Source organism: Paenibacillus sp. JNUCC32 (assembly GCF_014863545.1).
Classification (GTDB): domain Bacteria; phylum Bacillota; class Bacilli; order Paenibacillales; family Paenibacillaceae; genus Paenibacillus_AQ; species Paenibacillus_AQ lautus_A.
The window spans coordinates 1893338-1913795 of the sequence record NZ_CP062260.1; the positions used below are offsets into that span (position 1 = coordinate 1893338).

The 20458-nt window shown below is 52.2% G+C and carries 17 protein-coding genes; 14 read left to right on the forward strand and 3 right to left on the reverse strand.

Annotated elements, in window-relative coordinates; translation table 11 throughout:
• Positions 1-33: 33 nt before the first annotated feature.
• Entirely contained in the window at positions 34-735 is a 702-nt protein-coding gene (locus tag JNUCC32_RS08700; protein WP_192571686.1) for a MerR family DNA-binding transcriptional regulator, read from the reverse strand.
• 156 nt (positions 736-891) lie between these two features.
• Between JNUCC32_RS08700 and JNUCC32_RS08705 the strand changes: the two genes are divergently transcribed.
• The 11 genes from JNUCC32_RS08705 (at position 892) to JNUCC32_RS08755 (ending at position 16653) form a co-directional block, all read left to right on the forward strand.
• Complete coding sequence (locus tag JNUCC32_RS08705) at positions 892-1578, forward strand: DUF6273 domain-containing protein (RefSeq protein WP_192571687.1); 687 nt, start codon at positions 892-894, stop codon at positions 1576-1578.
• 66 nt (positions 1579-1644) lie between these two features.
• Entirely contained in the window at positions 1645-2547 is a 903-nt protein-coding gene (locus JNUCC32_RS08710) for an RCC1 domain-containing protein (protein ID WP_192571688.1), read from the forward strand.
• Positions 2548-3066: 519 nt separating this feature from the next.
• A complete protein-coding gene (locus JNUCC32_RS08715) occupies positions 3067-5574 on the forward strand; it encodes a heparinase II/III domain-containing protein (protein WP_192571689.1) in 2508 nt (835 codons plus the stop codon).
• Positions 5562-6524 carry an ABC transporter permease gene (locus JNUCC32_RS08720; RefSeq protein ID WP_192571690.1) on the forward strand — a complete coding sequence of 321 codons (963 nt, stop codon included), beginning with the start codon at positions 5562-5564 and terminating at the stop codon, positions 6522-6524. Before JNUCC32_RS08715 ends, JNUCC32_RS08720 begins: the two co-directional genes overlap by 13 nt.
• 32 nt (positions 6525-6556) lie before the next feature.
• On the forward strand, positions 6557-7432 hold the full coding sequence (locus JNUCC32_RS08725; protein WP_015735651.1) for a carbohydrate ABC transporter permease: 876 nt from the start codon (positions 6557-6559) through the stop codon (positions 7430-7432).
• 88 nt (positions 7433-7520) lie between these two features.
• On the forward strand, positions 7521-9116 hold the full coding sequence (locus tag JNUCC32_RS08730) for an extracellular solute-binding protein (protein ID WP_192571691.1): 1596 nt from the start codon (positions 7521-7523) through the stop codon (positions 9114-9116).
• 124 nt (positions 9117-9240) lie between these two features.
• Entirely contained in the window at positions 9241-10944 is a 1704-nt protein-coding gene (locus tag JNUCC32_RS08735) for a polysaccharide deacetylase family protein (protein WP_192571692.1), read from the forward strand.
• Between the two features lie 23 nt (positions 10945-10967).
• Positions 10968-12206, forward strand: coding sequence for a DegT/DnrJ/EryC1/StrS family aminotransferase (locus JNUCC32_RS08740; protein ID WP_192571693.1), 1239 nt, complete (start codon positions 10968-10970; stop codon positions 12204-12206).
• A complete protein-coding gene (locus JNUCC32_RS08745; protein WP_192571694.1) occupies positions 12187-14094 on the forward strand; it encodes an NHL repeat-containing protein in 1908 nt (635 codons plus the stop codon). Before JNUCC32_RS08740 ends, JNUCC32_RS08745 begins: the two co-directional genes overlap by 20 nt.
• On the forward strand, positions 14081-15109 hold the full coding sequence (locus JNUCC32_RS08750; protein ID WP_192571695.1) for an alpha/beta hydrolase family protein: 1029 nt from the start codon (positions 14081-14083) through the stop codon (positions 15107-15109). Before JNUCC32_RS08745 ends, JNUCC32_RS08750 begins: the two co-directional genes overlap by 14 nt.
• A gap of 92 nt (positions 15110-15201) precedes the next feature.
• Entirely contained in the window at positions 15202-16653 is a 1452-nt protein-coding gene (locus tag JNUCC32_RS08755; RefSeq protein WP_192571696.1) for an extracellular solute-binding protein, read from the forward strand.
• 142 nt (positions 16654-16795) lie between these two features.
• Here the strand turns inward: JNUCC32_RS08755 and JNUCC32_RS08760 are convergent, their stop codons facing one another.
• Positions 16796-17704 carry a helix-turn-helix transcriptional regulator gene (locus JNUCC32_RS08760; protein WP_192571697.1) on the reverse strand — a complete coding sequence of 303 codons (909 nt, stop codon included), beginning with the start codon at positions 17702-17704 and terminating at the stop codon, positions 16796-16798.
• Positions 17705-17802: 98 nt separating this feature from the next.
• On the opposite strand from JNUCC32_RS08760, the gene JNUCC32_RS08765 reads away from it, so the two are divergent.
• Positions 17803-18267: a VOC family protein gene (locus JNUCC32_RS08765; RefSeq protein ID WP_096773956.1), complete on the forward strand. Its 465-nt coding sequence runs from the start codon at positions 17803-17805 to the stop codon at positions 18265-18267.
• Positions 18268-18346: 79 nt separating this feature from the next.
• Positions 18347-18916 carry a YdeI/OmpD-associated family protein gene (locus tag JNUCC32_RS08770; protein WP_192571698.1) on the forward strand — a complete coding sequence of 190 codons (570 nt, stop codon included), beginning with the start codon at positions 18347-18349 and terminating at the stop codon, positions 18914-18916.
• Here the strand turns inward: JNUCC32_RS08770 and JNUCC32_RS08775 are convergent.
• Complete coding sequence (locus tag JNUCC32_RS08775; protein ID WP_228468904.1) at positions 18846-19187, reverse strand: hypothetical protein; 342 nt, start codon at positions 19185-19187, stop codon at positions 18846-18848. The genes JNUCC32_RS08770 and JNUCC32_RS08775 overlap by 71 nt on opposite strands.
• Positions 19188-19371: 184 nt before the next feature.
• On the opposite strand from JNUCC32_RS08775, the gene JNUCC32_RS08780 reads away from it, so the two are divergent.
• The gene (locus JNUCC32_RS08780; RefSeq protein ID WP_192571699.1) at positions 19372-20202 is read left to right on the forward strand and encodes an isocitrate lyase/PEP mutase family protein; all 831 of its coding nucleotides are present in this window, start codon (positions 19372-19374) and stop codon (positions 20200-20202) included.
• Positions 20203-20458: the final 256 nt, after the last annotated feature.

Here is a 20458-nt window from a genome sequence, read left to right on the forward strand (position 1 = left end):
AAATGCGGCTTTTTTTGTTTGAAGTAAATGCCTTCACTTGAAAAATTGTATATATCTCATCATTTCGGATATGCCGTTCATTTGCTTTTCCAGTTGCTCATTCAGCTTCTGAAGAGCCACTTTGAAGGAGCGTTCAATCGTAGTTAGATCATGTGTCTCTAAAGCTTCAAGCAGCTGTTTCATGCTTTCAATGAAAAAGACGGTTTTCCTTAAACTGCTTAGCACTATAATCTTTTTTAATTCCTGGGACGTAAAGACTCGATATCCGTTTTCCGCGTTTCGCTTAGCGCGAATAAGTCCTTCCTTTTCCCAATGTCGAATAGCGGAGGGGTTAACGCCAGCGATCACGGCGACCTCCCCGATTTTCATTTCATCCGTGACCTGAATATTTCTATACTTGGAGAAATCCGTTTGATGGATGAGCCTCATAACCTCCTCGACTCGCTGCTTCTCTACCTGGATGTTGTACTGTTGCACATTGATCATCCAAAGTGCTTGTTCAACATGACCTTTCTTTAATAAACTCATGACCTCGTAGGCGATAGGCAGATCGAATCCTTGGACCAAGGATCGTAAGGCAAGGAAAGCTTGATCATGGAGCGGCGTGTAATATCTTCTGTTGCTTGAAGTCCGAGGTACGTCAGGCACCAAGCCGAGAGTTTCATATCTTCGCAAGGTAGTGGTGCTGACCTGAAGTTTCTTGGCCATCTGTTTCGGTGTAAAGGTTCTGTCCATTTGCGTGCACCTTCCTTAAAGTCAAACTCTAAAGTACGGCAACAATATTATAAGAGACAATGACCCTCCCCACAAGGATTCCCGGTATATCAAGCGAAATCTTGCATGAATGTTATATGATCGAAGCAGGAACGCAACATGGAGGAGGTAAAGGTCATGGAAAAAGGGAATTATGCTTTAGCGTCATATCGCAACCTAAAGGCCGGCGAATTCATTACGTTCGGCACGTATCCGCAGTCTATGGACGGCAAAGAACGGGCGATTACTTGGCGTGTTCTTCAAAACTCAGGGAGCGAGCTGTTGGTATTGAGCGAATATATTTTGGACTGCAAAAGGTATCAGGGCAAGCGTGCGGATCTGACGTGGCGTGATTGCATGGATATATCTTGGCATGACTGCGACTTGCGCGAGTGGCTGAATCATGAATTCTATAACGTCGCATTCAATGCTTCGGAGAAAGAACTCATCAAGACGACGCATTGCACGGACAACGGAAAGGGCTGCCCGGATACGGAGGATAAGGTTTTTCTGCTCAGCGTTGCCGAACTAAACGATGTATCTGAGACTCACGGCAAGGATTGGAGACGCGCTGTCGGAACCGATTATGCCAAAACGATTAAGCCCGATGGATGCAGCTTATATGTATATGATAAAACGAACAAAGACAACTATATGATCATAGACGGCAAAGAAGCCGGCTGTTCCTGGTGGTGGCTGCGGACGCAAGGAAACAAGCCTTCGCGTGCGTATTTTGTAGGGACAGGCTGCAGTGCTCGCAGCTACGGAAATAACAGTATTGACGGTTATGGCGTACGCCCTGCTTTAAATTTGGATCTATCATAATCGAAATGGAATAGGAGAACTTTCCGGAAGAAATATCGAAACTCACACTTTTCGAGGAGGTAAGACATGGATTGCACTTCCCAACTAGAAGCGGCGTTCAAAGTAAAACGGTGGCCCAAACATACTATAGCGGCGGGTCGACGTCATTCCGTGGCTCTTACATCGGACGGCACGGTCACGGCCGCAGGAGATAATCATTATGGCCAATGCGATGTCAGCGGCTGGCGCGATATCGTAGCGGTCGCGGCCGGGAATGTCCATATGGCAACGAATACGGGGAATGCTCATACCATCGGTCTTAGATCGGACGGTACGGTGGCGGCCGTGGGTTGGAATAAGCATAATCAATGCGATGTCAGCGGGTGGCGCGATATGGTTGCGGTAGCGGCAGGCTGGCGTCGCACCGTCGGTCTTCAATCCGACGGCGCAGTGGTGGCTGCGGGACGAAATAATGAAGGTCAATGCAGTGTAGGCGGCTGGCTCGACATCGTGGCGGTCGCCGCAGGTGACTGGCATACGGTCGGTCTAAAAGCGGACGGGACGGTAACGATCGTGGGGAATAATCGGTACGGCCAATGCAATGTAAGCAGCTGGCGCAACATCGTGGAAGCATCGGCGGGCTACCTTCATACCGTCGGGCTTCAATCGGACGGCACGGTGGCCGCCGTGGGTTTAAATAAGCACGGCCAGTGCGATGTAATCGGTTGGAGCGGCATAGTGGCGGTAGCGGCGGGGAGTTATCATACCATCGGTCTTAAATCCGACGGTACGGTCATTGCCGCGGGCTGGAATCAGCATGGCCAATGCAATGTAAGCGGCTGGCGCGATATTGTAGCGGTAGCGGCGGGATGCGCTCATACGCTCGGCCTTCAATCGGACGGCACGGTCGTAGCCGTGGGTGATAATGAATATGGCCAATGCGATGTAAGCGAATGGCGCGGCATCAAGCTTCCCGGCAGGCAGTTTTAATGTTAATTGCTTAACTTTTAGGAATGGATCATAGACTTTTGGCAAAAATTCGATGCAGCAAGAAGTCGGAATGTGTAGTCACGGTTAAATAGCAAGGCAAAAAGAGGCGGCACCAAATGGAATGTTTGGTGCCGCTTTACATTTGGATTTCTCCTGAACGGACGCCGCAAGTGAAGGATTGAGATTAACAACAAGGATTTAAAGTCGGAAATAAATATGGTTGCAGCCAAACGCTTTGGAACGGGCAAGTTTCCTTATAGCAGGCCGTATACGGGGGATTTCCTCCCGATTGATCATGTTGCAGTTGAACGAAAGCAACAAAAATTTGAATTGACAGATCACAAAACATACAAGTAATATACATGTATATTTAAAAGGAGATTCAATTGAAGCATGACAACCAGAAGTTACGTAACGGCGGACGGCTTCAATCGGTGCTTTGTTGCAAAAACTTTTGACAGCGTTTTCTTGATCGATTGAAAAGAAAGATACTCACTTATTAAAAGGAGGAGCTTGCGATTGTTGTTGCGGATGGAATTTATTAAGCCCTCGCTCCTGGAGACCGGGGAGGAACATCGGCTTAACTTCATGCTTGTGCACCCCTGCGGAAGAATGGAGCCGCAATCGGATACGACCTTCAGCATGACTTGCAGCGACCCGGAGATCGTTGAGGTGAACGGCAGCGCGATCACCGGGCTGAAGCCGGGCGAGACCGAAATTGCCGTAGACTTTCTGGACGATAGATTTTCAGTGTTTAAATGGAAGGTTCTTGTAAGGCCGGCTGGTCAACCCGCGAAATTGAAGCTGAAGGACCGCCCGAGGATTTTGTTTTCGATCGATGAGCTCGCGGATTTTCGGGGTCGGATTAAGCGGGATGACGGCAGTTCTGCGAGGGCAATCGATGCATCCGTGCTATGGGCCGGATACTTGGCGAAAGCGGACGACTATGTGGAGGAAGATAGCTTCGAGGTGCTGTATCCGTCCATATCGGATCAGTGGAAGGTTGCGCTGCCCCTAACGGAGCCGAAGCGGGTACGAGAACCGCAAGGCCATACCTTCTTCCCGTTCTGGACGATGTACGCCAGAGCGATAGAGGATCGGCTGGTCGTCATGTCCACGGCCTTCCTAGTGACGGAAGAGAGAAAGTATGCGGTTCGAGTGAAGCAGCATCTGTTGTCCCTGGCCGCCTTCGGCAAATGGTATGAGTTCGACGAGCGGGGCGCGGAAGGAAATCTGAGCAACGCCCATCTGCTGCTAGGCGCTTCCTGCGCCTATGACGCCATTCACAGCTTGCTGACGGAAGAAGAGCGGCGATCCATTCGCCAAGCCATTCTGGAAAAAGGGCTGCATCCGCTGGCCATCGATATCGGAAGCCGTGATATGCACAACATCGTGGCAGCCAAGCAGGTGGCGATGGTGTACGGCGCGTCGGCCATTATGGATGAGAACCCGTTTGCCGCCAAATATTTGCAAGCCGGACTTACTTATCTTCAAAGCTATCTGGACCGAAAAGGGGTGTCTGGAGAAACAGAGGGGCTGCTGTACGACAATGTGGCTGCGCGCCATGCCTGGATGGCTGCGGATCTTTATCGGAGAATCAGCGGCGATGACGGCCTGGTTCAGCATCCGTATTTGCGGGAAGAGCTTCCTGAACGTTTTTTTCGGCTCCTGGCACCGGGAAAGGAAAGCTCGTTTCCGAATCTGTCGGATTCGTTTTACAAGCTCGATATCGCTTACCTCATGGCCATGACAGCTACCCATTACGACCATCCGGCAGCGGTTTGGTACCTGCACAAGCATGCTGCAACGCATCACGCATCGCTTCTTTATTTACGGAAAGAGACCTCACCTGCAAGTCCAACGGAGCTGTACGGGAAGCGTGCTTCCGCAGTATTCCGGAGCGTAGGCTGGGCCGCCCTGCGGTCGGGATGGGGCGATGAGGATCATCTGCTGTGCTTCACCTCAAGCAGCTCGGCGAAGGACCATAATCACAAGGACCAGAACAATTTGGTGATCAATGTCGGCGGAGAGTGGCTGTTGACCAATCCCGGCTACCAGGATTATGTACCCGGTCCGAAGGCGGATTACACTACCGGCACGGTGGGCCATAATTCGCTGCTCGTCAATGGTCAGGGGCAAATCCGCCTGGGTGGCGGGGGTCTCCGGGAGGAGTTGCTACTCCCGGCATTTGAGGCGGTTGTCGGGGACGCTGCCGAAAGCTATGGCGGGCTGCTGAAACGCTACCGGCGATCTGTCCTACATATCGATTCGGCATATTACTTCATCGTGGATGACGTGGAGCTTCATCAGGAATCGGATGAGGCCGAGCTGCTGTTTCATACGACTTCGGCGGTTCTGGATGGAGAAGAGCCCAAGGCTCCGGGCGAGATTCTGGGAAGTGAATCCGTTGTATTCCAAGGAGAAAGCGCCGCACTGCAGCTCATGTTTCCTTTTCCCAAGGAGAAGGTGCTCACCCTCCGCGAGTACCCCGGGGCTGAAACCTACGGTCCTTATGTAGTTGTCGGTGGCACGAAAGGCAAAAGACGGCGGTTCATCACGCTGATCAATCCGCGGGTCCATTACGGCGAGAGATTGGCCATCCATCAGGAGGAGCAGGATACCGGAAGCCTGGCTTCCGGTTTAACGATGGAAAGGCCCGGCGGGGCGGAGGATATCTGGCTGTTTTGCGCTGACGCTGTGGAAGCCCGCTACCGGGGCATAACTTTCCTGGGAGAAGCCGCCCGTTTATCGGGTAACGGCATGCTTAATTTGTGGAAGGCTGAACGGTTGTCCGGCGGAGACATCGCTTTTGAGGCGGAGCTGCCTCTGAGTATATACAGCGATGACCGCCGCTTAACCTGCATTGTGCATAACCCCCACCCTGTGGAGGTCTCCTTCAAGCTGAGGCAGATAACTGCTGGCGTGGAAGTCAAACAAACCGCACCACCCGGCTATTATGAATGGAATCTTATGAATACCGGCAGAGGTGGTCAGGCGGAAGGGAGAGAAGCTGTGTGGAAACCGTGATTTCGGAGGTCAATCCATCCGCTCCCGTCAAGAAGAGCGCTTGGAAGCGAATCCGGACCCGAATGTGGAGGGATCGTTATCTATACCTGCTGCTGCTGCCGGGCCTGCTTTACTTTATCGTGTACCGGTATATGCCCATGCTGGGCATATCCCTAGCCTTTAAAGAATACAGCCCGTTCCGGGGGTTCGCGGAGAGTCCTTGGGTCGGTTTTGCGAACTTTGCCCGAATTTTCGAAAGCCCGGAGGTTATCCAGGTTATCTGGAATACGCTTATCATTTCATTTCTGCAGATCGCGTTCGCATTTCCGGCGCCGATCCTTCTGGCCATCATGCTGAACGAGGTGGCAAATCCGCTCTTGAAAAGAGGGCTGCAGTCCATCGTTTACATGCCGCATTTTCTGTCTTGGGTCGTGGTGGTCGGCATCGTGACGATCTTTTTCCGCAACGAGGGCTTGATCAACGACGTGCTGCGCGAATGGTTCGGCTTGCAGCAGACGATCCCTTTTCTCACCGAGCCCGATTATTTCCGAGCTTTTCTGGTGTTGGAGGTCATCTGGAAGGAAGCCGGCTGGGGAACGATTATTTTCCTGGCGGCGCTGGCAGGCGTCAACCCGGCTCTTTACGAAGCGGCCGTCATGGACGGCGCAGGGCGCTTCCGTCAAATCTGGCATATTACGCTGCCCGCTATCCGCAGCACGATCATAATCATGCTGATCATACGTCTGGGCGACGTGCTGGAGGTCGGCTTCGAGCAGGTGTTCCTTCAACTGAACGCCTTTAACATGCACATCGGCAATACGCTCGATACCTTCGTGTATTACAAGGGGATCCAGCAGTCGGACTACAGCTTCTCGACCGCGGTCGGCGTATTCAAGGGTCTGGTAGGTCTCGTGCTGGTTATGGCCGCCAACAAGCTGTCCAAGCGATTCGGCGAACAGGGCGTATATTAGGGCTTCGATTCTTTCTGGGAGGAGAACGACATATGAAGCAAAAATCCATCGCGGAACGCTTGTTCAGCGGCGTGAATATCAGTCTGCTGCTTGTCATATCCGCAGTCATGCTGTTTCCGTTTTTATATTTGTTCTCGGTTTCATTTTCCTCGTTCGAGGATTTTCTGGGCAGCAAACTGCTGCTCTGGCCGTCCAAATGGACGACCGACGCCTATGAATATATCTGGGCCTCCAGGACGTTCCGGCAGGCGCTGCTAAACACGTCGCTGGTTACCGTGCTCGGTACCATCGTCAATCTGTTTTTTACGGCGACGATGGCATACGCCTTGTCAAGACCGATCGTCGGCCAGCGTACCGTCATGTTTATGGTCGTATTTGCGCTATTGTTCTCGGCCGGCATGATTCCGACCTATCTGGTCGTCCAGGAAACGGGGCTGCTTGATTCCATCTGGTCGCTTATTTTGCCGGTGGCCATCGCGCCTTTCAACCTGATTGTCATCCGCCAATTCTTCATGAACATCCCAAGCGATATGATCGAGGCGGGCATCGTGGACGGCGCGAATGACCTGCAGATTTTCGGGCGCATCATCCTGCCGCTCTCGAAGCCTGCGCTGGCAGCATTCAGCCTGTTTTATGCGGTCACGCACTGGAACAACTATTTTGCGCCGATTCTGTACATCAATGATCCGGCCAAATGGACGATACAGGTCGTGCTGAGACAGATTGTGGTGGTGGGGGAAACGACGGGCACGCTCGGAGGAGATAACATGTTCATGGATAATCCGCCGCCCCCGGAAACGATCCAGATGGCCGCGATTCTCATGGCGACGCTGCCGATTCTGATCGTGTATCCGTTCTTGCAAAAGCACTTCGCGAAAGGCGTCATGCTGGGCGCCGTCAAAGGTTGATGACTTCGAACGGCCGAATAACGGAGCTGTTCGAATGAATCATAAACGGAGGTCACACTCCAACATTGATAAGAATGGGGGAAAGCTCATGTTAAAGAAACGCAGACTTACCGCAGTGATGGCGGCCTTGCTCTCCATCAGCGTGGCAGCATGCGGCGGCCAGCCGAAGGCGGAGGAGAAACCTGGAACGACCACTCGGGGGGAGGAAAAACCGGCACCGACAGAGCAGACGTATGAAATCTCTACGATTGATTTTCGCTATGGTGATCCGCCACCGACTTCAAGTCCGGGACTTGATATGATCAACGAGAAATTTAAAGTCGACTACAAGCCGGTTTTTGTGCCGAATACCGCCTTTGATGAGAAGATCAACGCCGTGTTCGCCTCAGGTAAAATACCCGATATGATCGGACTTATGTCGGCTGACATCAAGAACCGTTACAATAAATTTGCGAAGCAAGGGGCTTTCCTGGACATCGAGCCTTATATCCAGGAGTATCCGTCGCTTAAAGTGGTGCCTGATTTTATCTGGGATGCCATGCGGGTGAACGGCAAGATTTATGCCATCCCGCAGTATTCTCCGAAATATCAGGTCGTCACGGTGCTCCGCAAGGACTGGCTCGATAAGCTTGGCCTGAAACCGCCGACAAATTACGAGGAGCTGAAAGAGGTAGCGCTGGCATTCACGAACGGAGATCCGGACGGCAACAGCAAGAAGGACACCTACGGAATCGCCATTGGTCAGGACATTAACCCGAACTTCAACCAGGGACCGTATTGGGACCCGGATGCCTGGTACCACCAAGATGCGCAGGGCAACTACATCCCGGGCATTATCGGTGAAGGCCGCCGGGAGTTCATTACGATGCTGTCTGAGCTTTATAAGCAGGGAGCGATGACGAAGGACTACGCCATCCTGAACTGGGGAGACACCAACAAGGAGTTCTATTCCGGCAAAGCAGGCATCTTTATTGGAACGCCGCGCGGCATGTCGCAGGATTACATGAACGGCCTGCTCAGTATACATCCGGATGCCCAGTTTATCAGTCTTGGTCCTTTCGAGGACAATTACGGCAACAAAGGGCTTACGTCCGGGGCGGGCTACAACGGAATTACCGTGCTGAGCGCCAAACTTGCCGATGAGCCGGAAAAGCTGAAGAAGATTTTCGAAATGATTGATTTCGGCCGCCAGTTCTATCCTCAGGATCAGCGGAATGATACAAACGCCGATTTTGATTGGTGGTCGGGCAAAGTCGGTGTGGGTTATGACATGCAGGACGGCGTGCAGGTCAACAAGGAGAATTTCGCATCCGACGGACTTGCGCCTTCCACTTATTTTGTTGATAACACTTCGTGGGCGCCGCAGGATTTCGATAATGATTACTCCATTACGTATCAGACCAAGCAGCTGGCCGATCTGGTTGAGGAGATCGAATCCATGTATAAGGAAATCAAGCTTTATGCAAACCCGATCAATGGACTGGAGTCGCCGACCGACAACTCGAAGGGCGCCGAGCTGAGAAAGTATGTCATGGATGAGCAGGTAAAAATGATTGCGGGGACCCGTCCGGTTTCGGATTGGGATAAACTGGTACAGGAGTATCTGGACAAAGGCGGTGCCCAGATCATCCAGGAATACAACGCGAATATCAAAGAGAAGGATCCGAAGGCACTGTTTAAGTGAGACTTTGGAAATAACGCTTTAAACATGATCCGTAGGACAGCGGGGCAAATCTTTTGCCCCTGTTCTGCTTTGGAGTAACTAGCGCCTATGGGAATGCGAGCTGTGGAGGAGGGAGACCTGTATCATGAAAAAGACAGCAAAAATCGGTCTGTGGTTTAACAGGCAGTCGGCGGAATACTTCTGGGGGCACGGCCAGGACCTGTTTCAGCTATATGTGGAGGAGGTGCTTGGTCATGCTGGCATTCCTTATGCAAGGTTTGATGACGCCGAAACCCTTGAGTCATATGAACCCGATATCATCGTCGTACTGCACCCGGGAGAGAAGGAAGAGGACCTGAATTGTCTGGAGCAGTGGGTCCGCCGAGGAGCGACGCTCATCAGTTACGGCGGATTGAACCGCATGGCCGGCCGGCTGGGCTGTACCCGGTTTGCCATCCGGGATGCGGTGTATGGGGACCTGTCAGGGCTAAGCTATGCGCAAGGCATACCGGTTTTAAGGGCGGTAAGCAGCGATCCGTGGATGGTGTCAGAGAAATCCGACATCCCGGTTCAAGCGGATGGCGTTCTGCGCCGGCTCCGTAAAGCTGGTGCCGAGGCAGCCGCAGCCGTTCTGGAGTTTCCGCTAGGTGCAGGCCGGCTGATCCGCTGGAATGTGGACATCCCCGCGAATATCGTTATGCTTCAGCAGGGCGGCGGGCCTGTCGTCCAGGACGGCATCCCCGCACCGGACGGTACGGGAGGGGTGGACGAAGGCATTTTGAAGGCCGATGACCGGTGTGAGATGGACTGGGATGAGGACCGCTCGGTGACGGAGACCGGGATGCCATACTTTGATACGCCGCATGCAGACTGGTGGCGCGAGGTGATTGTCCGTCAGCTGATGGAGGAAGCAGATGCGCTGGGAATGACGCTTCCGTTTCTGGACTATTGGCCGGAAGGCGTCAATCAGGTGGCCATGATCTCGCACGACAGCGACTTCAACATAGAGGAGGCGGCCCAAACGACCCTGAGCGTGCTTCAGGATAACGGCGTCCGCTCGACCTGGTGCATGATCGAACCGGGTTATTCCCCGTCGCTCTACAAAGAAATTCAGGCTGCCGGGCATGAGCTGGCATTTCACTACAATGCTTTGGAGCAGGAGAAGGGGATATGGAGCGCCGAGGAATTTGCCCGTCAACTGAACGTAATCCGGAGCACCAGCGGCGCGCCGATCATTTCGAACAAGAACCACTATACCCGCTTTGAGGGCTGGGGAGAGCTCTATGAATGGTGCGAGCAGAACGGCATCGAAGCGGATCAAACTAGAGGGCCGAGCAAAAAAGGAAATGTCGGCTTTCCGTTCGGTACCAGCCATCCGTATTACCCGATCGCTCGTTCGGATGACCGCAACCGGCTATACCGGGTGCTGCAGATCGGCTTTCTGACCCAGGACCTGGAGCATCCCACGCTTTCGGATGCGTCGGTGATTGCCCCGTTTCTCGAAAAGGTGGCGGAAGTCCGCGGCGTCGCCCATTTTCTGTTTCACCAGCAGCACATCCATCATCTAGGGAACGTCCGGCATGCGTTTTCGCTAGCGGTCGAAACCGCGAAGCGGCTCGGTTATGCGTTCTGGACGAGCGAGGAGATCACCCGCTGGGAGCAGGCCAGACGAGCTGCGGTGCTCCGGGTAGGCGCAGACGGCACCCTCATCACCGAGAATCTTCCGCAGGGAGCGGTCGTGCGCCAGCCGTTGGCTGCGGAGGCGGACCCGTCAGCTTCGCAGACGGACATTCGCTTTGGGCGGCCATGTGCTGAAGTTGCGAGCATGATGAAAGCAGCAGCCGAATAACGGCAATGAGGAGGAATCAGACAGTGGAAGCGTTAGCGATTCATGGGGGAGAGCCGGTCAAGACCGGTCCTTTTGGCACAGGCAAAAGATTCGGGGAAGAGGAGGCCGCGCATCTGCTCGAAGCGCTGGAGCAGAACACGTTGTTTTATCATTTCGGCACCAAGGTTAAACAGTTTTTGACCGATTTCAATGCGATGTACGGCCGGGAATACAGTGTAGCGACATCCTCCGGCACCGCGGCGATTCATGTGGCGCTGGGTGCGGCAGGGGTCTCCGTAGGGGACGAGGTCATTACAAGCCCGATTACGGACCAGGGAACGCTGATCGGCATTCTGTACCAGAATGCGGTCCCCGTGTTTGCCGATCTGGAGCCGTACACTTATAATCTGAATCCGGCCTCGGTCGAGGCCTGTATAACGCCGAGAACGAAAGCGATCCTTGTCGTCCATCTGGCGGGATATCCGTGCGATATGGACCCGATCATGGAAATCGCGGAAAAGCATGGCATCAAGGTCATTGAGGATTGCGCACAGGCTTATCTGACCCGGTATAAGGGGAGGCTGGCCGGCACCATTGGCGATTATGGCTGTTTCAGCACGAACGATTTTAAGCATATATCCACCGGGGACGGGGGCATGGTGCTGATCAATTCGGGAGTGCGCGAGGATTACGAAACCGCTCACGCCTTCGCGGACAAAAACTACCGCCGACTCGGCACCACGGTTGACCGGGGAACCAGCTATATTGCGCCGAATTACCGGATGACCGAGCTGCAGGGAGCCGTCGGTATCGCCCAGCTCAAGAAGCTGCCCTGGATTTGCGGGCGGCGTCAGCAATACGGCGACCGACTCAATGAAGGATTGCAGGGAATCCAGGGCGTCATTCCGCCGCAGGTCGACCCGGAGCATGACTGTACATACTGGTTCTACATGCTGCGCCTTGATCTGGGCAAGCTGACGTGCAGCCGCGAAGAGTTTTGCAGGGCGCTGGAGGCTGAGGGGATCCCCAACCGTGCCGGCTATATCCCGCAGGTATGCTATTTGCAGCCGCTGTTCCAGAACCGGCAGGCTTATCCGGGGAGCCATTTTCCGTTTGACGGCAGCAGCGTCTCTTATGAGCAAGGCCGTTGTCCTGTCGCGGAGGCGATATTAGACACGGCGGTGCAGATTCCGATGAACGAATTCTACTCGCCCGAGGATATTGAGCATATCATTCAGGCGGTTGCCAAGGTGGGCGCCTATTATGCGAAAAGCCATGAATAATACGGAAGAAGTGAACGTCAGCAAGGCAACGGGGACGATGGGGGCTTTTGAGCGGATCGGCGTACCCGTTGATGTCGACGAGAGCAGATCCGCGGCGGTGTGCCGGAGAGCCGACGGGACCGAGCGCATCGTAATCGCAGCCCGGGGATATGTGCTGATCGCGGATCCGGGAACAGGAAGCAGCACCCAGCTTTATTTTCCAGAAGGCGAGGGCCAGTATCCGTTTGCGTCGATCAGTGATTCCCGGGGATGGTTCTATACGGGAGCAGGCCGTTATTTTTACGTTATCGATCCGTTCACCCCGGCTTTTGTGGGGCAGCACCGGGTACCTGAAGGGGAAGAGGGAGCCGGTTTTGCATTTGCCTTGAATGAAAATGGTCGGGTCTACGCAACAACTTATCCGGGAAGCTATCTGATTGAGTTCGATGCTTCGTCAAACTCCTCGCGTACCTTATGCAGGCTGGATGCCGAGAGGAAGTATGCCATGACGCTCGCCTGCGGAAGCGGGGGGAAGGTCTATGCCGGACTGGGCACGACGTCGCCGGCCATCGCCTGCTTTCATAAGGAAACCGGAGTGTTGGAGATCGTACTGGAGGGGCCGCCGGATACGACGGGCAGCGGTGCCGTTCACCAAGGCTGGGACGGCGCCGTTTACGGCTGGCTGCCATCCGGGGAGAACGGAGCCGGCATATGGTACCTGCTGGGCGAGCAGGGGGCAGAGCAGGTGGCGGCAGAGGAGGTTAACCCGTCCCTGTATAAGGGGGCAGGATACAACAAGCTGCACCGGGACCTTGACGCCGGTCGAGTGCTGCTGAAATGGCAGCTGTCCGACAGGCAGATCGAAATCACGGAAGCGGACGGAAGCCTGAGCCGGCTTCCGCTTGCCTACAAGGGAGGCGGAACGTCACTCTCCCCGCTGTTCGGAGGTCCGGACGGCATTCTATACGGCACTTCCAATCACCCGCTTCATCTGTTCACGTACGATACCGCAGCCGAGCGTCTGACCGATTGGGGCGGCGATATCGTGGAGCGGGGAGGCGGCGGCAATATTGCCGCTTATGCGGCTCAAGGCAGCATCATCGTGGGTGCGGCTTATGCCGGCGGCCTGGTCCATTTGCTGGATACGACGAAAGAATGGTGCACGGAACAAGGACCTCATCGGAATCCCCGGCTGATCTATGAAAATGCCGCTGTCCACAGGCCGAGATGCGCAGTCGCGCATCCGGACGGCCGCCATGTGTTGTACGGCGGCTTTCCCGGTTATGGTGCGGCCGGCGGCGGGCTCGGCATCGTGGATGTGCTGACCGGGCAAGTGGAGATGCTGGAGAACCGGGAAATGGTCAGCGGGCAGAGTACGATTTCGCTTGCCGTGCTGCCGGATGGCAGGGTATTCGGCGGCACCAGCATCGAGACGCCCGGCGGCGGGATCAGCATAGCCGAGGAAGCGGTGATGTATGAGTTGAATTGGCCTGCCCGTCAAGTGATTCGGCGCTGGGTACCGGTTCCGGGAGCCAGGGAAATCGCTCAGCTGATTTCCGGCGCTAACGGTCTTCTCTATGGCATGACCTCGGAATCGGTGTTCTTTGTTTACGATGCAGGACTGCAAAAGATCATTCATTGCTGCGATCTATCCTCCTGGGGCGGTATTGTCCGGCAGGGACTGCTCATGATCGAGCGCAAGGGGCATCCATTCCTTCTGGGTCTGCTGAGCGGGGCGTTGTTCACCGTAAATACAGTAAGTATGCAGCCGGAGCTGCTGGAAGTGCTTCCGGTCGAAGCGACCAGCGGAATCGCCTGCCTGAACGGAGACGTGTATTTCGGTTCCGGTGCTGAGCTGTGGCGGTATCGGATGGAAGAGGAGGGTGATTACTTATATGACTCGCTTTAATGGGGAAATTGTGCCGCTGTTAGAGGGAATCCATACTCTTGAGGCCTGGATGGAGAAGGAGTCCAGGCTGAAAGCACGCTGGCTGCAGCTGCTGGGGGAGCCCCCGGAGCCGGTTGATTATAAGCCGAGAGCCGTCGCAGACAGCGGGGGCTTTCGGGTGCTTTCCGTGCATGAGGAAGAAGATCACACTAGACAGGCGATTATGTACGAATCACCGGACGGGGATTCGATCCCGGCTTATCTGTTGCTCCCTTCAGGAAAGCCTGCTGCAGGAGGATTCCCCGCTGTACTTGCCCTTCACCCGACAACCGAGAATGGAAAAGACGATGTATGTCTGGCTTCCGGACGGGCGAACCGGCAGTATGGTCTAGAGCTGGTACAGCGCGGCTTTGCCGTGCTGGCTCCGGATTCCATCACGTTCGGTGACCGAATCTATGAAGGGGAAGCGCCGTTTCAAACGGCTCCATTCTATCAACGGCACCAGGCCTGGACCGCAGTCGGCAAAATGATCTCCGATCATATGGCGGGGGTCGACGTGCTGTCCTCGCTGCCACAGGTAAATCCACGCCGGATCGGCGTCATCGGCCACTCGCTTGGCGGCTATAACGGCTGGTTTCTGGCGGGAATGGATAAACGCATCAAGGCCGTCGTCTCGAGCTGCGGATTTACGATGTTCCGCGGCGATCCGGAGCCGAACCGCTGGGGCCTTCGGGAATGGTTTTCCCATATCCCATCCATTACGGACACCCTGAGGAGCGGCTCCCTTCCGTTTGAGTGGCATGAAATCGCGGCGCTTGCAGCTCCGGTGCCGATGTTGATGTGGTCCGGAACGCGAGACCCGATTTTTCCGAACTGGAGAGAGATTGTCACGGGACTGGGGGAGCTGGATGGTTTGTATGATTTTCTGGGCGCTTCATCTGCTTTCGAGTGCTGGACCGGTCATGAAGGGCACGATTTTCCGCCGGATATCCGGCAGCGTGCCTATGCTTTTCTTGAAAAACAGCTTGCCGAGTAAAATATATACGCGTTCTTTATCCGGAGTGCATGGAATCCTGATGTCCCTCATGATATACTGATTTTTATAGACATGTATAGGAGCGGTATATATTGTTGCGTAGAAGAAATGAATTTCATGAGCGTTATGAACGCTTTGTCCAGGAATTGAGGAATGAAATCGTTGCCGGTGTTCTTCAGCCGGGTGAATTTATTTTGCCGGAAAACACGCTTAGCCAAAAATACGAAATGAGCCGGGTATCAATCCGGAAGGCGCTGGATGAGCTGGTGAACGAAGGATTGATCGAGAAAATCGCGGGCAAGGGCAACCGGGTGAAGGTGCCGGATGAGGACAGAACGCCTGTCGTGCTGAGACTCGCCTGGTTCTCTTCTTCCTATGAGATTCCGATTATCGAAAAAATGATCGAGGCGTTCGAGCGGAAGCATCCGTTCGTTCAGGTGGAGATGGTGCTGTATTCCGAGGATTTCTACACCGAAACCATCATCCGGTCCATTGAGGACGGTCAAGGGCCTGATCTGTTTATTATGTCGGATCAGCATTTCCGGGAATGGACCGAAAGCGGGCGCACGAATCTGCTGACAGGGTATGTTCCTCCCCGTCTGATGGAGGAAGGGGTCAGCTATCCGCGGGTCTTCGAGCTGTTCAATCATGAAGGCGGCATGCTCGCGGCGCCGTTTGTGTTCTCGCCGGTAGTCATCTGTTATAACCGATCGATCTTCCGTCAGCACGGCCTGTCTCACCCCGTCAGTCTTGGCGACTGGCAGCAGTTGCTGGAGGCGGCCAAAGCCAGCACATCGGCCCCGAACGAAGACGGTATGACCGATCATTACGGGTTCTGCTTCTCTTCGTCCCCCAACCGCTGGCCGGTCTTCCTGCTTCAAAATGACGGCAGCATCATGGCTGCAGACCGCAGCCGGAGCACGATGGCGGACGAACGGAACATCGAAGCGCTGGAGTTTTGCGTATCGCTGATGTACAAGGAACATGTGTCGCCGATCTTTTCCCATGGCAGCAGCCATTTAGCCGAAAGCTTGTTTATGAAGGAACGGGTTGCGATGATCATGTCCACTTATTATTTCATGAATGAATTCCGCGACCATTCCATCGACTGGGATGTGATGACCTTGCCGAAAGGGACCAAGCCCGCCACTATACTGCTAGGCGGGGGTCTGTCGATCAACGCTGCGAGCAGTCATCGGAACATCGCCGAAAAACTCGTGGATTTTATGACGGGCGAGGAAGCACAGAAACTGCTGAAACAGTACGGGTGCACCATTCCGGTGTTACGGTCTGTTGCCGAGGATGACAGCCTGCTGAATCCGGACATTCATCCGCAGCACTATAACCGTTATCTCGAGGTGCTGCCGCATGCTTACCCGCTGCATATCCTCAACATGAACCAATCTGAGATATTGACGCTGCTGGATGAACTGAATCTGCTGTGGGCCGGCATGGAAACCCCGGCGGATACCTGCACCCGGATCGAGCAACTCTTCAACTCCCGGCTGGGCTTGAAGGGCGCCGGTACCGGGATGGAGAAGTGACGAATCGGTAAAAAAAGAGCACCTTCAGGAGAACGAAGCCATGTCGTAAGAGATGGAGACGGTCTTGAAGGTGTTTTTATGTTGGCAGCAAGATGCATCTATCCGTTAGAAATTGCCGACATGTTCATTTGAAAGAACCTTTTCAAGAATATTTATCGACCATTTTAAGCAAATAATTGCGAAACTCCTCCACGTATGATTTCGGTTCTACGATTTCTAGATTTGTACCGAAACTTGCTAAAAATTGAAATCCAATAGGGTTCTGAGGAATTTGGATGGTAGCCAGGTAATATTCAGAACTGTGGCTTTCAATACTCTTTCGACCGTACCTTTCAATAAACTGATCTTTTATGCCGGGCGCAATCAACGCTTTAATGGCGACTAGTTGCGGCTGATAACTGGCAGCGTCTTGTTCTAATGCATAATCTCTCGGGTTAAAGGCTTCTTCATTCATATTGAGATTATCGATCCTGGATAATTTAAATGTTCTATAGCTCTGGCGATGTAAACAGAATCCCTTCAAATACCAACTCGTTTCGCTAAAATGAAGCTGATACGGCTCGACGATTCGATTCGTTATCATGCCATTTTTATCTATATAATCAAATGAAATCAACTTTTTCCCTATGATCGATTCTTGGCATGTCTTCAAGGTTTGAAGAATTTCGGACCGACCCTCCCAATCATAAAATGATAAACGGACTGAACCTTTCAGTGACATGGGGTGAACCATGGCCTCCATTTTTTTAATCGTGATTTCAACTTCCTCGCTAATTAGAATTTGTTCCAATCCGCCGAGCGCAGTCAATATATTTTCTAGGTCGGAGCTGTTTAAAAGTCGCTTATCCACCTTGTATTCGTCCATAATACCGTATCCGCCATGAATTCCATGAACAGAATAGATGGGAATGTTGGATAAACTCAGTGTTTCCATATCGCGAAGAATCGTTCTTTTGGAAACGTTAAATAATTGTGCGAATTCTTTTGTTGAAACAATATCTTTTTTCAGCAAAATCATGATTATAGATATTAATCTCTCAACCTTCTCCATAGCCGTCCCTCGTTCGGTATAAAATTTTAAATGGTGACATACGTCTGTCACCACTAATAAATTATACTTCATTTATCAAAAGAAGGAGGTACAACTTTATGTCAGCTATTGCATATTTGAACTTTGATGGAATCGCCGAAGAAGCGATTGAATTTTATTCGGAGGCTTTACAGGCGAACGAGGTAAAAAAAGTGAAATTTAAGGATTTTCCGCAGGATCCAAACTATCCATTGCCAGACAATGAACTCAATATGATCATGGAGTCCTCGGTTGAATTTGCAGGCGGAAAAATCATGATGTCGGATATTTTGCCTTCCATGAAGCAGGTAACGGGTGAGTTGGTGAAAGGAAACAGCATACTTATTAGTCTAGTCATGGAGGATCAACAAGCATTGGAAGAATACTTTAACCAATTGTCTGTTGGCGGCCATGTTGTGATGCCGTTATCCAATACTCCTTGGTCTTCGTGCTTTGGATTGCTGGTTGATAAATTCGGAGTTGCCTGGAAATTTAATCGTGACGCAGATCGCTTCCTGGATAAAGTCATTTCAAACAAACAGTAACGCATTTTAAAACATGGCCTTCCAATGAAAGGCCATGTTTTGATACTCTCATTAGAAAGGAGGAGGATGGGTATTAGCTATGAAAATTGAGCATGTCATTCCAGCAGAATCGAGAGAGGATTTAAGGATTTGGCTGCAGAACCATGGCAAGACCGAGAAGTCTTGCTGGGTATTGGTTAGTATGACGCCAACCCCTGATATGTTGTTATATTTGGACGTCGTTGAGGAAGCTTTATGCTTTGGATGGATTGACGGCATTAAAAAGAAAATGTCCGAAACCGAGCTGGCCCAGAGACTGTCTCCTAGAAGCAAAAAAAGCTCATGGACCGAATTGAATAAAGAACGTGTCCGCCGCCTCGAAAAGTTGGGCTTCATGAGTGACGAAGGCAGAAGAGTTCTTCCTGACATGGATCCCGGTTCTTTCAGAATAGAGGGGGTCATAGAACAAAGGCTAAAGGAGGAAAAACTAGTATTTGAGAATTTCGTGGCATTTCCGGATCTTTATAAAAGAGTTCGGATTGATACAATACAAAGCTATAAGAATCAGCCGGAATTATTCAAGAGCAGATTAGACAAATTCATATCCAACACAAGAGAAAACAAAATGTACGGTCAATGGAACGATCATGGCCGTCTGCTAGAGTATTAATATTTTCTTCCAAACTGAGCATTTCAAATTCATTCCATTTAAAATCAGTATCGGAGCGATTATTGTATTCATCCTCGCAAAGAAACCAGGTCTTCTCATCAGGTGTGATGCATCGTTTTACAACACTTAAAAATTCCAAATAATCATTAGGGATTTCCTTATATCTTGATAACAAGCTGCCAGCTAAATGTAACTGATGATCCTGATTTGTGGTTATCGTCCAACCGTTGTCTTCAGCCCAAATCATAAATTCATTTATTTTGTCATTCATGGTCCACCTTCTCCCAACGTATTCACTCCAATTTCTTATAGGTTCTGATTAATATTCTAGTCAGACTTTTCATATCCTTCTGGAACTCAAAGTGCATTCCATATTTCGATGAGTATCGAATAGAACTCGGTTTATACTATATACAAAAGTACGCCAGTCGATAATAGATGGGGAGAGGTATGGTATGGACATGACAAAACAGCTTGAAAAGCTTACCGCCTTTAAAAAGCTTCACTCTAATTTCTTTATTTTGCCCAATGCATGGGATGCTGCAAGCGCGAAGACTTTCGAGAAGTGCGGCTTCAAGGCCATTGGCACGACAAGTGCCGGCATAGCGGTCTCCCATGGGTACGCGGATCGGAATATGCCCTTCGACAGGATGCTGAATACGGTCCGCAGGATTGTGCAAACGGTGGATATTCCGGTTACCGTGGATATGGAAGACGGGTATGGACAGACGCCTGATGAAGTCGCAGAATCGGTTAAGCAGGTGATCAAGGCAGGCGCGACGGGGATTAACATAGAAGACAGCAGCATGGATCGACAAGCGCCGCTGCATGATATTTTGCTCCAGCAAAACAAATTAGCCGTGATCCGAGGGCTGGGGAATGCCATGGGGTATCCTCTCTTTATCAATGCACGTATCGATGCTTACTGGATCAAGTCTATGCCGCCTGCAGGGAGGCTTGGAGAGACGATCAAGCGGGCCCATGCCTACCTGGAAGCCGGGGCAGATTGTATTTTTGTCCCCGGAATCCAGGAAATCTCCGACATCCAAACACTGCGCCATGAAATAAGCTGTCCGATAAATGTATTGGCCGGGCCGGGAATGCCTTCTGCAAATGAACTTGAAGCGCTAGGAATTCAGCGTATCAGCACCGGCTCAGGACCTTTTCGCGCCGCAATATCGCTTCTGCATCGCATGGGCCATGAAATTTTGGAGGAGGGAACTTTTGAGCACATGACTTTGGGAGTCCTTTCTTACGACGATTTATCGGAAAAGCAGCCTTGGTAGCAATCAACGGAGATAGCGTCTGCGCAGATCCTCATTCCCGCAACGCTATGCTGCCGGTGAATTGGTGGCGATGGAGAACAGTTAAAATGTATCCCTAGAGAGTGGGCTTGCCCCACTCCTTTTTTTATGGGCAGGGATTATAATCCATCGTGACAGTGAAAAGTTTGGATGGAGGGGGGAGTGAACGTCAGAAAGCGGGCTGCTTGCTTCCGATAAAATGTTAGCGCCTTCACAAAAAACCAAGCAAGAATACAAC

What these genes read in the sequence shown, in the direction of transcription:
- JNUCC32_RS08770 (WP_192571698.1), top strand. Translation starts at nt 18,347, where the DNA reads ATGAAAATTGAGCATGTCATTCCAGCAGAATCGAGAGAGGATTTAAGG.
- JNUCC32_RS08735 (WP_192571692.1), top strand. Translation starts at nt 9,241, where the DNA reads ATGAAAAAGACAGCAAAAATCGGTCTGTGGTTTAACAGGCAGTCGGCG.
- JNUCC32_RS08705 (WP_192571687.1), top strand. Translation starts at nt 892, where the DNA reads ATGGAAAAAGGGAATTATGCTTTAGCGTCATATCGCAACCTAAAGGCC.
- JNUCC32_RS08730 (WP_192571691.1), top strand. Translation starts at nt 7,521, where the DNA reads ATGTTAAAGAAACGCAGACTTACCGCAGTGATGGCGGCCTTGCTCTCC.
- JNUCC32_RS08775 (WP_228468904.1), bottom strand. Translation starts at nt 19,187, where the DNA reads ATGAATGACAAAATAAATGAATTTATGATTTGGGCTGAAGACAACGGT.
- JNUCC32_RS08780 (WP_192571699.1), top strand. Translation starts at nt 19,372, where the DNA reads ATGGACATGACAAAACAGCTTGAAAAGCTTACCGCCTTTAAAAAGCTT.
- JNUCC32_RS08700 (WP_192571686.1), bottom strand. Translation starts at nt 735, where the DNA reads ATGGACAGAACCTTTACACCGAAACAGATGGCCAAGAAACTTCAGGTC.
- JNUCC32_RS08725 (WP_015735651.1), top strand. Translation starts at nt 6,557, where the DNA reads ATGAAGCAAAAATCCATCGCGGAACGCTTGTTCAGCGGCGTGAATATC.
- JNUCC32_RS08760 (WP_192571697.1), bottom strand. Translation starts at nt 17,704, where the DNA reads ATGGAGAAGGTTGAGAGATTAATATCTATAATCATGATTTTGCTGAAA.
- JNUCC32_RS08765 (WP_096773956.1), top strand. Translation starts at nt 17,803, where the DNA reads ATGTCAGCTATTGCATATTTGAACTTTGATGGAATCGCCGAAGAAGCG.
- JNUCC32_RS08745 (WP_192571694.1), top strand. Translation starts at nt 12,187, where the DNA reads ATGCGAAAAGCCATGAATAATACGGAAGAAGTGAACGTCAGCAAGGCA.
- JNUCC32_RS08710 (WP_192571688.1), top strand. Translation starts at nt 1,645, where the DNA reads ATGGATTGCACTTCCCAACTAGAAGCGGCGTTCAAAGTAAAACGGTGG.
- JNUCC32_RS08750 (WP_192571695.1), top strand. Translation starts at nt 14,081, where the DNA reads ATGACTCGCTTTAATGGGGAAATTGTGCCGCTGTTAGAGGGAATCCAT.